Here is a 12,216-nt window from a genome sequence, read left to right as displayed (position 1 = left end):
TGATAAATTATGGGTCTTCCCAGTTATGTAGTTAATTTTGACGAGCTCTCTGACTTAATTAAAGATTACTTGCAAAATGGTATTAATGTGGATGTAGGAGCTATAACCTTTTCTACTGCTGAATTAGAAAGCTTATTAACTGATATTAGGGGCAAAATACAAGGAGTAGATTATAACTCACTGATAACTGCCCTTAATGCACTAGGGGTAAAACTAGATGGTTTAAGTGGTAATTTAGGTATAAGTGGCACACAAAAAATCTATGGTAAGATGTTAGAAATACCAGCTACTACTGGATCGCATACTTTGTTTTTTCAGTGCCATCATCGGGTAGAATTACAGGCATAACCTATAGTTTGAGTGCTTGGAATTATGAGGATAATTGGGATTTAAAGGCCGGAGGTATTCAACTATTTACTACTGTAAGAACAAAAGAATATGGAGAGCATAAATTTTTTAATGTGTTTTACCCTGTAAGTGGTGGCCAATCCATCAGTTTAATATTTCATAATGATAGTGGGGCTAGTAAAGTATTATGGGTAGATTTTAACATATTGGAGAACTCATAATGAGAAAAGAGGGTTTACCCAAATATATAGTTAACTTTGATGAATTAGCCCATGAATTAAAAGTAGACTTATTGAATTTAATAAATAGTAAGCTAAATAGTGAATACCCCCAGCTTAATACAGATAATCTTGAATCACTGTTAGGTGATATAAGAAAACTACTGCCTTATGAAATTTATAGGGGATTAAAAAATAATATAGATAGTTTCATTTATAGTAACATTGAGGGCATACAGAAAGTAGAAGGTAGAATAATAGATGTGCCCCCTTTAATTATGAAAACTACAGAAATTTTTCAATTTGAGAAAGATGTATTTATCACAGGATTACACATAAATCAGACGGGTTGGAAAATAAATGATACCTATAGTTTAGAGGTTATGAGAAAAAAGTTAATAACCAATGCTCCTACTAAAGAAGTGGGTGAGCATAAATACTTTAATACATTTCATAAAGTATTATCTAATATTCCCATATATTTTAACCTAGATAATAAGAGTGGTAATAGTAGACAAGTCATATTAGACCTAGAGTATATAGAGGGGTTAGAATCTACTATTATAGATACCCCAATTACTCCTACTATAAATGACATCAAAAATGATTGGGATATAGCTGTGGTAATGAATTGGGAATCAGGCTCTTTAGCCGATATAGACCTACATGGTTTTATTGGCAATAAACATATATACTTCTCAAAAAATAGTATGGAAGGTTTTTACCTGAACTTTGATTTTCAATCCCATGTGGATAATACTAACCCTGAAATTATTTCAATAAAGGGATTTAAAGGTCAGCACTTAGACATTTATGCTAATAACTATAATGGTATACCCCTAACCCAAGATATAAGTATAAAAATTTATAATAAAAAATCCTATGGTACTACACTGCTTAAAAACATTGATTTTAAATTAGACAATAATGGTTACTTAAATGGTATTTGTTCCATTGATTTAAATACCCAGGTCATAACAAACTTAGTCAACCAAATAAAAACAATAAATGGAGGGATTTAATATGTCAGAGAATTTTTATTATGTAGAAGGTAACTCAAGTGTTAAGAATCTGGTTAAAAACATAGTAACCGAAATAACACAAAATGCAGGAATATACAAATGGGATTTAGTATACCCAGCAACATCTGATTTAATAGGAACTAGTACTAGCTCAGTTATTAATCTTATTTCTGATGGGAGTACAACCACAAAAACAGATACAACTATTGATATATCAAGAAGTAATGATAAATGTATCTTGAAGGCTACTACTACTTATGGAAAAACATTCTATGTAAAAATAGATAGAGTTAACGGTGATTTAAATGCAAGTGAGAAGAAAGCTGTAATATCTTTTAATACTCGAAAAACCAATGGTGTAGGAAATTATAGTGGTGGTATCATGCACCCTACTGATGCTCAAATACTAGAAATGATGTCCAATGTATATGATGAGGAAAATGCTACCTATAAATATAATTGTGGTGGCTATAATGATTATATCAGTGCTAAAGGTAAAACTAATGCTCTTAATAATATAAGATTACAAATAGCCACAAGTTTGAATAGTGATAGTACTGATTTAGATATAACTACTGCAATACAACAAGAATATAATTATAGATTAGCTTGGTATAGGGAAGTACAATCAGGTATTAAAGATTTTTTACCAATACAATATTGGATCAATGTGACCAAGGACAGCATAAATTTAGTATTAAGAGGGGATCCCTCAGCCGATGTATTCCCATATAAGAATTACTTAACAAGCTATGCTTATATAGGGGCACTTAAACCAGTTGAGGATTCTGCTACCACTGATGATGTGAATAATTTTGGTATAACTACCAGCTCAGATATACAGCCTCATTATGCAATTCCTTATGGTGATAGAACGGCAACTGGAGTAACTGATTTTTGTATGATAGCTACCAAGATAGGTATGCCATATCAACCACACTATCCTGCATTTTATGCCACTAATCCATTCATGGATAAGTGCAATGTAGAAGGAAGTCGTTGGAATCATAAGAAGCATCAATTTTCAGATATTACCCTTGTGCATCCAGTAGATATGGAAAGGGGTAAGATGATTAATGTACTAGCTGGGGATGCCAGTTCAATATATGATATGGATAAATTAGCCTATAAGAAAGATACAGTTGATGAAGAATACTATAAGAAGTTTAAAATAACTGCCCCATATCATTTTTTAAATAACAGTGCCAATATCAACTATGGGATAGCCATTAGATGTTATAAAACTGTAGAATAGAGGTGTTATAAATGCCATTGCATAACTTAGTTCCATTGTGTAGTTTTAAATATGTAGGGGATACTCTTTCTGGTGCCACCTTCAATTATGATACTTTGAGTGGTTTAACTAAAAGTGAAAACAAAATCCTTTATAAAACTAATGACCCTATTATTAATAAAAACAATAATAAATTATTAACCAACCTTTTCAAGAATATTGCAATAATCACTAAAAATAAGAACTTGGAAAAAGAAAAATCAACCTTGATTAAATGTGAATTAAAAATGGTATCCAGTTATATTAGAAAAATTAATATTGGGGAAAATAAGGATTTAAGAGTTCTCAATTATAATGAATTATGTTTGGCAAGTGATAAGAATCTATCTCAGCAAAATATAAGAGAGTTAAATCAGCAGAGTCTAAAAGAAATAGCACTATGTGATTTAAGAAATATAGAATCTCAAATGTCTAAAGAATTGAATAAAGATAATCCAATTATTTATAAAGTAGAAAGCCATGAATTATCCATTGAGGATATTATACAAGTATACTTATCAGGTAATTTAAATTTAGAAATGCAAAATATCAAGGAGTTTAATGTTGCCAACTATAATACCTTAGAAATTAATAAAAGGGTGATAAATAAACAACTAGGTTACTCTATTCAAGGTATGGAAATTATGGGTATGAATAAAACTTCAAATGGCAAATATGTTTATAAACCCAAATCCATAATAATAGGATTAAATGATAATAGTGGTTATCAACTAAGTAGTACTGGCCAGAAGTTATCTAAGGAAGTAATCACCAAATACTATTATAAAACAAAAAATATTAGTTTAGAGTTAAATGATATCACTAAGTTGCTTTATAGAATTGAACTAAAACAGCTAAATAAGGATAGCAGTCAGAAAGATTATAATAGGATGTCCCCATCCCCCATAAATAAAGATGCTAGTCAGAGAGGATTTTATAAATTACTATCACATAACATATCAAAGGATGAGAGTAAAAACTACTTAGATAGAATACACTTATCATTTATATTTAAAGATAATAGTAAGAGGTACTTTTATAAACAGGGGTCATACTTGGTATCAAAAAATAAAAATAGATACTTTTATAAAGAGACTTTAGTTTCGCTATTGAAAAAATCAGAAAGCTATCTAGATAGAGTAGTATCATTTGATTTATATAAGAATTTTGAAAAACAACTGGGCAGGATATCTTTATTCCATTTATTTAATAGCAAAGAACATTATTTAAAAAATATGAATGACAGAATTATTTATACCCAAAAGGAAAAGGGTCTACTTGACTTAGGATTAATAAACCTATCAAAATCATATAATCAATATCTAAATGATTTTGACATGGTGGGTATATATAAGGAATCAAATTATGGTTTCATTGATGTGGTTAATAGATGGTGGTGGCTAAACCCATCTGCTCCAAAAGATAGTTTGATTGTACCCAATAAAGATTATGCAGAAATGATTGATTTATTAGAAAATCCAAATTTTGAATATTTAAGATATAATCATCATCCAATTGAATGGGGTCAAAAGTGGGGAATAGATTATGACATACCACCAAGAGCCATAAGTGTGGAAATAATGTTGGATTTAGTAAATATAATAACCATGATATGGCATAAAAATGTTCAAGGATGGTTATGTTGCACAGGTAAAGAAGGTATTCAGTTCTTAATGGAATTAATTTATGATTGGTATTCTATGAATAATTCTAACCCAAACTCTGATTATCATAGAGCATATAGATGGATTAGATGGGAGGCTGAGAAAGTATATTTCCTAAAGACTTCTAGTGGCCTACAATCAATTGGTATATTGGTTACAAATCTAATAGCTTACATGAAAAATCATCACTTTAACTTAACTCCCCTGTGGTCAAATGTTAAGGCCATGGATGAAGAAAGAAATTTCAACCACATAGCAAAAAATGGTGACTTGATGCAAGAGTTAGATAAGATTAAAGGCAATAGACATTATTTAATGGAGACCCAAAATTTTGAAAGAAAAAATATATTTAGGAGGTAAAGTTAAAATGAAGATAGGCGTAATAGATTTTCAAAATCCAAGACAAAAAATGTGGGGTATACTAAAAACCAATATTCTAACTAGTTTACCCTATGGCCAGTCAACCGATGATTCTGGTAATATTATCTCCTCATATTCTACTAACTCTTATACAGATGCGCTAGATCAAGTTCATGATTTAATAGCTCAGGGTACTGCAAGTTCTAATATTCAAATAGTAGAATTTGTGCCATATGATTACACTATACAACCTAGAGTATAGGGGTTGATAACATGAAACTTATAAAAGTTAAAAATGGTTTATTAGAGGCTGAGAATTTTTTCCTGGCCTCACCTTTTAGTGATTTTGCTGGCTCTAATAATATAACAAGGGATACCGGTACAGGTAAACTAAGCTTAATTTCTGATAACAAAATTGAAAGGTATTTCCCTTATAATGAATTTGTAATTGAGATGGAAAAAGAAAAATTTAATTCCATGAACCCCGGTGACTACTCAACAATTTATTTGGGCAATAAAGATTATACCTTTGGAATTAGAGATAAGTTATTTGGTGAGCAAAAGAGATATTGGAAGATACTAAAGCAAGATAATTATATCCAAGCCTACGTAAGTGATGATGGCATAAGCTATACTAATATAGGGGGCATGGAATTTTCAGAGGATATATTAAAACAAGGTTTTGCCAAATATAATAATGGTCCTTTTATATTGAACAGCTATAACGTTTATGATAATCCATATATAACTTTACAAAACTTTCCAGAAAATACTACTTGTGAGTTATATGATTCACATGATAAGTTATTAAAAATCAGATTATTTGACAATAATCTAGAATGTAAAATATACCTGGATAACAATAATATTGAGGGTTATCTTATATTTAAAGATGTCAATAATGTGATAATCTATACCACTGATAATATAACTCTTGGCTATGGTGATATATGGGTGGTAAGCCCCTACAATTTTGAAATAATTTATCTTGGAAATGTGGTTACTAATATTAACCCTTCTTTATTACAAGATTTAAATGAAGCAATAGTTATAAAGAATATTGGCAGTACAGATTATACAGGTATTGTTATAGGTACTCAAACAAACTCAAATGATCTAATACAGCTTAGTTTAGATGGTGTAGTTTATACCAATACATTAACATTAAATATTTTACAAAATGAAGAGAAAACCCTACTTATAAAAATAGTAAAAAATGCAGATAACCATAATTTTCAAGTTAGAGATTTTCAACTAATGATTAATGAATAGGAGGTAAAGTATATGAGTGAGTTTTTTAGTGTAACTTTAGATAAAGATATACTACTTGATGATACCTCTATTAGCTTGGGAATGGGGTGGTCTAGTAGTAAAATACTGGATGAGATAATAAACCACATGCAAAAAATAATCAATGATGGTTTAACTGGTGAAGAAACAACCTGGTCAAGTGAGCAAATCCTAGAACAGATATTAAATAATAGAATTACAAAATTTGAAGAACTATCCGATGTAGATGTAATAAATAGGAAAGACAAACAGATGGTAATGTATTCAGGGGATACTCAAAAATTTACTACCATAGACTTTGAGACCATAGGGGATGCAGCTGGTTTAAGTTTAAAACAAGTAAGTAAGATGGGTATTATAGGAAGTCCATCAGTTCCTTATATTGTGGATATACCTATTAGTAATATAGGATTTAAAGTTTCTAAGGTAAATGTACTTAAATTTCAACTAGGAGATCAAAATGTAATTAAAACAGAGAATGCTTTTACCAATAGTGAAAGCAATGATTTTATAGCCGATGATATGATTGTGTTTGACGGGACTGCACATTTAAAAACAGATTTTCCTTCCACCATGACTTCTGAAAGTGATATTGACACTTATAAAGTTTTTAGCATCCCAATAGACAAAAGTAATTTTAAATCCATAACTAGTCTAAATGTGTCAGCAAGTGGTGCTGATGAGCTATTAAATATCAAAGCAATGCCAAATGATAGATTGTTAATATCTAAAGGTGACATGAACTTATCTAATGCTAGTAATATAGATGGTTTTACTTTAACTGCCACAGGTAGTAATGTAAGGATAATTTGTAGTGTGGATGGGGGTATCACTTGGAAAACATTTAATACCAGCTATTGGGATAATATCCCTCTTACCCCCAATGATGTAAAAGCCAATGGTATGACTCTTGCTAATTTTAATTCTATTAGCAGTAATTACTGGAACTTATTAATAACCACAAGTAAAATAAGGTTTGCTTATTTATTACAAGATGATAATTCAATAGATGATTTAAAACTACAATATGATGGCCAAGGATTATGGTTAGAAGCCAAGAATACCGAATACGATGTGATCTATGATTCCAATAGTTTAATGCAGGTTAAGCTATATATTGGTGGAGATATAAAAATCAATTACTAAAGGATGTGATACAATGGCAAGTCCATTAGGGTTAACAATAAAAACAAATTTAGAAAGTATGGGAGTAGGAGATTGTATCCCTTGTAGATATACCGCATTAACAAGTGGAGCAGCCGGATACTTTTCAGAATTAGGAACTTGCGTTGCTAATGAAATACCAGTGACTGGAACGGCTACACCAGATGGGTTGTTTTATCTAATTAAAACAGCAAAAGGAACATTAATAGCTGATAGAGTAATACAAACTAGTATAAGCTGGAGTATATTGAATACCGCTAAGTATATAGAAGGAAATCCTATGAAAGAAACAAATGCCCTACCTGTTATGACAAGTAATACAAATCCCATAGGAAAAGTAACAGCAAGTAGTATATATAGTTCTGACTATGATAGTTACTTAGCCTTTAATGGTTCAATAGATGAGTATGGGTGGATAAGTAAGGCAGCTGCCACAATATCTAGTAAACAGTGGCTACAATATGAGTTTTCAATGCCTATTAGTATTTATTCTTATGAAATGGTAGCCAGGAAAAATAATGATGCACCAAAAGATTGGACTTTCGAAGGAAGTAATGATGGGACTAACTGGGTTATATTAGATACTCAAACTAATCAAATAAATTGGTCTACTACCATATACGAGAAAAGAAGTTATAAGTTTACCAATATACAGGATTATAAAATTTATAAAATAAATATTTCAAGTCAAAATGGCTATGCTGGCTATGTTGGGATTGATGAATTATATATGTATAAGAAGGATACCCAATATAAAAAATTCAGGTCATTATCAAGTGGATGCGCCTATTTAGATGTAAGTGGTAATTCATCATTAACAAATAAATCACTTGGAGCATGGCCACCAACTAATGAATGGGATAAATATATAATAAACTCAGATCTTAAGGGTAAGGTAACCAAAGGCGATGATAATATATGGCACTACAAGATAAATAATAGTTGGTGCAAAGATACCCCTCTAAATGGGGGATGGAATAGTGGACTACAAACCGCTACTGCTGCCAATAGTACTAGAATTAATAGAGGTAATGCATTTAGCTCTACATGGCCAGACTTAAATTTGAGTACAAGCACAGTCATAGGAAGTACACTAGGATTTAGGCCAGTATTAAATTATGTGGAATCAGATATAGCAAGTGAGGTGATTTATTAATGGCAACTATAGGACAAACTTTACCAGCACCTGAAACTGGATGGAGTAGGTATGATGATTTAGACAGTAGAATTGGTTTTTTACCCATTAATGCATGGAGTCTATCATATGGAAGTTATTATAATGATAATATTCATTTAACAGGGAGTACTAATGTTGGAGCATATGTTATCTTTAAATTTAAAGGAACCAAATTAAGAATAATAGGGTCATCATCACTCTCTTATTCGAGTGATTGTAAAATTACTATAGACGGAATACAATATAGCTTTTCAACAAGTTATGCCCCCACATTCAAATGTTTAGTATTTCAAATACTAAATTTAACTAATAATATTCATACAATTAGAATAGATCAAGGTACAAATGGGACTTATCAAAGGCTTTATATTGATGCTATAGACATAGATTCAACTGGAGATTTAGTACACCCCCTACTAAATGGGGTTCATAGCATTGGTGATATAAAGAATATAGGAGATTGTATTCTATGTAGATACACAGCATTAACAAGTGGTCAAGTTGGTGTATTTAGTGAATTAGGAACAACAGTCGCACCTCTAATTCCAGTAGCAAGCTCAGCAACACCTAGTGGTTCTTTTTATTGGGTATATGTTGGTAAAGATTACCTAGGACGTAAAAAGTTCATAGCAGATAGAAATATTCAGCATAGTATTAGTTGGGACATTTTAAATAGTGCTGGGGTATGTAGTGAAAATTTAATTGATATGGGATTAGGTTCTGGTATTAAATCAACTATAAGATTATTGACAGGGGGTATTTCTGCAACCGATCCTGATAATGAATGGGATAAGATTATAGTTGGTTCAACATTAGGTGGGACTATAACTGCTGGGGATAATAGTGCATGGAATTGGTTTAACCTGGGGTCTTGGTCAAGTACCACATATTCAGCAAATACTAGTAGGGGAGTAAGAGGGTCTGGTACTATAGGGGCAATCACTAGTTCACTCTCAACATTAATAAATGTTAATACAGGGTTTAGGCCAGTATTATTGGTTGAAACTTTGGCAACAGATAAATTTCTAATTAAAAAAGGTTCAAATTATTATTCTATTAATCCAAAATGTTATGATGAGTTAATACATGCATTTACACCCCTAATCCTGGAGGGTGGTCCTGAGCCCCACAAATCTGATATTGATAATTTTGGCTTTGACAATGTAGGTTCACTAATTACTAGCATGACTAAAGGGGGTGATACCTTTATACCAATAAATAAGCTTAATCCCTTTGATTTAAAAGTATACAAAATTACTTGAGGACTTTCAGGAGGTCTTTTTTTATTGTCTAATTATAGTAAATTAAAAGTACATTATATTTTAAACTGTAAAAATTTACTAATATTCTTATATATAAAAGAATTTGTATTACGGTTTATGTTGGATTTTATTGGAATAAGAATTAATATAAATATTGAACATGTTCACAAATTGTTAAATATAAGGGAGCAATGATAAATGAAAAATTACTTTAAAAAGTTTAGTATAATGTTTGTAATGTCTATATTATTAATGTTAGGTTGTGCCACTAGTGCTTTTGCTACAGATGATGGAGTAGTTGGGACTAGTAATCTAAATAATACTATTGAAAATAGTGCTAAGGTTGGATATCAATTAACAGCTCCTGAAAAAGGTTGGAAAAGATATGATGACAAAAATGCATATGTAAAATATTCTTATGATACTAGTAATGGAGACCCTAATACAAGAATAAGTTGTTATAAGGGTACATATAGTTGCGTTTTAGGAGAAGAAGTCTATGCAAAATTTGCATTTAAAGGTAGTAAACTTAGAATAACTGGAAATAGATATTCTTCTAGAAGTGACAAAGTGGTAATGGAAATAGATGGAATTAAATATCGATATAGTTGTCATGGTGATAAATTAGATATTCAAAATATTGAGTTTGAAAAATTGGATTTAGAAAATAAAATACATAATGTAAAGATATCTACAGATTCAGAAACAACCACAGTAGCTAATGGTATTAAACAATTTGACATAGATGCAATAGATATTAATGATAATGGATATCTATTAGATTGGCAGAATGAATCAATCTCATTAAATAAATCTACAGATGACTTACAAGTAGGGCAAACAGATACTCTAGTTGCAACAACAACTCCGGCAGCGGTAGGAGTATCATGGAAATCAAGCGATGAATCAATTGTAACAATAGATTCAAATGGTAAAGTTACAGGTATAAAAGAAGGGCAAGCGACAATTACAGCTACTACAACTGATGGAAGTAACTTAAGTGCTACATGTGCTATAAATATAACTAAAGAAATTAAGCCAACGAATCCATCTGAATCAGACAATAAAACAGGAGCAATATTAATAATTAATTTAAATGATGGAGAAACAAAAATTTTTGATGTTTCAATCTCAGAAATAGATAAATTTAAATCATGGTATAACACAAAATCAGAGTATGAGAATAAACTGACATACGAATTTAATAAAACAGTTAATTCTAATATTTCAGTGGAAGAAAATGTTGTACATGATAAGATAACATCTTATGAAATAAGAAAATACTAACAAGAATGTTCATATAAGAAGTTAAAATAAGTACTGAGTGCGTTCATAATTTATGAATAAGGGAGAAATGATAAATGAAAAATTACTTTAAAAAGTTTAGTATAATGTTTGTAATGTTATTAGTTGTTATAGGTGTTGGAGTAATTCAAAATGGAACTATGGCTAATGCAGCTACAGTTGGACAACAATTAACTCAAGCAGAAGATGGTTGGAGAAGATTCGATGATTCAGACAGTAAAATAATATATGGTTCACAAATGAAGGCAGGTCCATTTGATAGTGCATATCAAAAAACAGTCCACGAAAATGGAAGCTTTGGTGGAAATATTGATTCAAAAACTACTATAAAGTTTTACGGTACTAAATTTAGAATTATTTCAAGAAAATATAGAAGTGGAATAAGTCCTCAATCATCTAAAAATGTTTCAATAAATCTAGATGGGACATTAATTGATAGTTACAATATGCTAAATTCAAAAGATGAATATGCATCTCAATGTATAATGTATGAAAAAATAGGATTATCTTTAGGAATTCATACTATAATTCTAAATCCTGAAGATAAATTAGAATGTGAGATTGATGCAATAGATATAGATTCTACAGGTTATTTAGTAGATCCTAATAAATCAATATCATTAGATAAATCATCTTTGTCATTAATCGTAAGTGATTCACAAAATTTAACTGCAACAACAACACCATCTGCTGTAGGAGTAACATGGATATCAAGTGATGAATCAATTGCGACAGTAGATTCAAGTGGTAAAGTAACAGCAATAAAAGAAGGACAAGCAACGATAACTGCACAAATTATAGGTTCAGAAACAAAAGCTACTTGTGAGGTTGCTGTAACTAAAAGTGAAACTACTGATCCAGCCACTCCAACAGAACCAACAACAGGTGATGCTAATTTATTTATAGAATTAGTAGATGGACAGATAAAGAGTTATAATTTATCAAGTACTGAAATTACTAAATTTAAGCAATGGTATTTAGATAGAGATAATACTAAGTCAAATAAGCCATATTATGAATTTTCTAAAGGTGATTATAAAGACTATGTAATTCATGAGAAAATTGATTGGTTTGAAGTAAGATAAACTTAATATAGTTTATACAAGGCACTTGCAGAAATGTAGGTGTCTTTT

General features: G+C 30.6%; 12 protein-coding genes. All 12 read left to right on the top strand.

What is annotated here, in order from left to right; genetic code table 11:
- Window positions 1-9: 9 nt before the first annotated feature.
- The 12 genes from psyc5s11_RS15065 to psyc5s11_RS15010 all read left to right on the top strand — a co-directional run bounded on the left by psyc5s11_RS15065 (window position 10) and on the right by psyc5s11_RS15010 (window position 12,168).
- The gene (locus psyc5s11_RS15065) at window positions 10-348 is read left to right on the top strand and encodes a hypothetical protein (protein WP_224033325.1); all 339 of its coding nucleotides are present in this window, start codon (window positions 10-12) and stop codon (window positions 346-348) included.
- An 8-nt stretch (window positions 349-356) separates the two neighbouring features.
- Complete coding sequence (locus psyc5s11_RS15060) at window positions 357-569, top strand: hypothetical protein (RefSeq protein ID WP_224033324.1); 213 nt, start codon at window positions 357-359, stop codon at window positions 567-569.
- Complete coding sequence (locus psyc5s11_RS15055; protein ID WP_224033323.1) at window positions 569-1,588, top strand: hypothetical protein; 1,020 nt, start codon at window positions 569-571, stop codon at window positions 1,586-1,588. The genes psyc5s11_RS15060 and psyc5s11_RS15055 overlap by 1 nt, the downstream gene beginning before the upstream one ends.
- A 1-nt stretch (window position 1,589) precedes the next feature.
- Window positions 1,590-2,843 carry a hypothetical protein gene (locus tag psyc5s11_RS15050; RefSeq protein ID WP_224033322.1) on the top strand — a complete coding sequence of 418 codons (1,254 nt, stop codon included), beginning with the start codon at window positions 1,590-1,592 and terminating at the stop codon, window positions 2,841-2,843.
- An 11-nt stretch (window positions 2,844-2,854) separates the two neighbouring features.
- Window positions 2,855-4,885, top strand: coding sequence for a hypothetical protein (locus tag psyc5s11_RS15045; RefSeq protein WP_224033321.1), 2,031 nt, complete (start codon window positions 2,855-2,857; stop codon window positions 4,883-4,885).
- 7 nt (window positions 4,886-4,892) lie between these two features.
- A complete protein-coding gene (locus tag psyc5s11_RS15040; RefSeq protein WP_224033320.1) occupies window positions 4,893-5,147 on the top strand; it encodes a hypothetical protein in 255 nt (84 codons plus the stop codon).
- A gap of 11 nt (window positions 5,148-5,158) precedes the next feature.
- Window positions 5,159-6,157, top strand: a complete 999-nt coding sequence (locus psyc5s11_RS15035; RefSeq protein WP_224033319.1) for a hypothetical protein — start codon at window positions 5,159-5,161, stop codon at window positions 6,155-6,157.
- Between the two features lie 12 nt (window positions 6,158-6,169).
- Entirely contained in the window at window positions 6,170-7,321 is a 1,152-nt protein-coding gene (locus tag psyc5s11_RS15030) for a signal peptidase II (protein ID WP_224033318.1), read from the top strand.
- 13 nt (window positions 7,322-7,334) lie between these two features.
- Complete coding sequence (locus tag psyc5s11_RS15025) at window positions 7,335-8,495, top strand: discoidin domain-containing protein (protein ID WP_224033317.1); 1,161 nt, start codon at window positions 7,335-7,337, stop codon at window positions 8,493-8,495.
- On the top strand, window positions 8,495-9,778 hold the full coding sequence (locus psyc5s11_RS15020; RefSeq protein ID WP_224033316.1) for a hypothetical protein: 1,284 nt from the start codon (window positions 8,495-8,497) through the stop codon (window positions 9,776-9,778). The genes psyc5s11_RS15025 and psyc5s11_RS15020 overlap by 1 nt, the downstream gene beginning before the upstream one ends.
- A gap of 198 nt (window positions 9,779-9,976) precedes the next feature.
- Window positions 9,977-11,065: an Ig-like domain-containing protein gene (locus psyc5s11_RS15015; protein WP_224033315.1), complete on the top strand. Its 1,089-nt coding sequence runs from the start codon at window positions 9,977-9,979 to the stop codon at window positions 11,063-11,065.
- Between the two features lie 74 nt (window positions 11,066-11,139).
- On the top strand, window positions 11,140-12,168 hold the full coding sequence (locus tag psyc5s11_RS15010) for an Ig-like domain-containing protein (protein ID WP_224033314.1): 1,029 nt from the start codon (window positions 11,140-11,142) through the stop codon (window positions 12,166-12,168).
- Window positions 12,169-12,216 lie beyond the last annotated feature (48 nt).

This window comes from Clostridium gelidum (assembly GCF_019977655.1).
In the GTDB taxonomy this organism is placed as follows: Bacteria; Bacillota; Clostridia; order Clostridiales; family Clostridiaceae; genus Clostridium; species Clostridium gelidum.
Note: the sequence above shows the minus strand (reverse complement) of the source record. Positions and strands in the feature narration are given on the sequence as shown.

What these genes read in the sequence shown, in the direction of transcription:
- psyc5s11_RS15020 (WP_224033316.1), top strand. Translation starts at nt 8,495, where the DNA reads ATGGCAACTATAGGACAAACTTTACCAGCACCTGAAACTGGATGGAGT.
- psyc5s11_RS15030 (WP_224033318.1), top strand. Translation starts at nt 6,170, where the DNA reads ATGAGTGAGTTTTTTAGTGTAACTTTAGATAAAGATATACTACTTGAT.
- psyc5s11_RS15055 (WP_224033323.1), top strand. Translation starts at nt 569, where the DNA reads ATGAGAAAAGAGGGTTTACCCAAATATATAGTTAACTTTGATGAATTA.
- psyc5s11_RS15065 (WP_224033325.1), top strand. Translation starts at nt 10, where the DNA reads ATGGGTCTTCCCAGTTATGTAGTTAATTTTGACGAGCTCTCTGACTTA.
- psyc5s11_RS15010 (WP_224033314.1), top strand. Translation starts at nt 11,140, where the DNA reads ATGAAAAATTACTTTAAAAAGTTTAGTATAATGTTTGTAATGTTATTA.
- psyc5s11_RS15035 (WP_224033319.1), top strand. Translation starts at nt 5,159, where the DNA reads ATGAAACTTATAAAAGTTAAAAATGGTTTATTAGAGGCTGAGAATTTT.
- psyc5s11_RS15040 (WP_224033320.1), top strand. Translation starts at nt 4,893, where the DNA reads ATGAAGATAGGCGTAATAGATTTTCAAAATCCAAGACAAAAAATGTGG.
- psyc5s11_RS15050 (WP_224033322.1), top strand. Translation starts at nt 1,590, where the DNA reads ATGTCAGAGAATTTTTATTATGTAGAAGGTAACTCAAGTGTTAAGAAT.
- psyc5s11_RS15015 (WP_224033315.1), top strand. Translation starts at nt 9,977, where the DNA reads ATGAAAAATTACTTTAAAAAGTTTAGTATAATGTTTGTAATGTCTATA.
- psyc5s11_RS15025 (WP_224033317.1), top strand. Translation starts at nt 7,335, where the DNA reads ATGGCAAGTCCATTAGGGTTAACAATAAAAACAAATTTAGAAAGTATG.
- psyc5s11_RS15045 (WP_224033321.1), top strand. Translation starts at nt 2,855, where the DNA reads ATGCCATTGCATAACTTAGTTCCATTGTGTAGTTTTAAATATGTAGGG.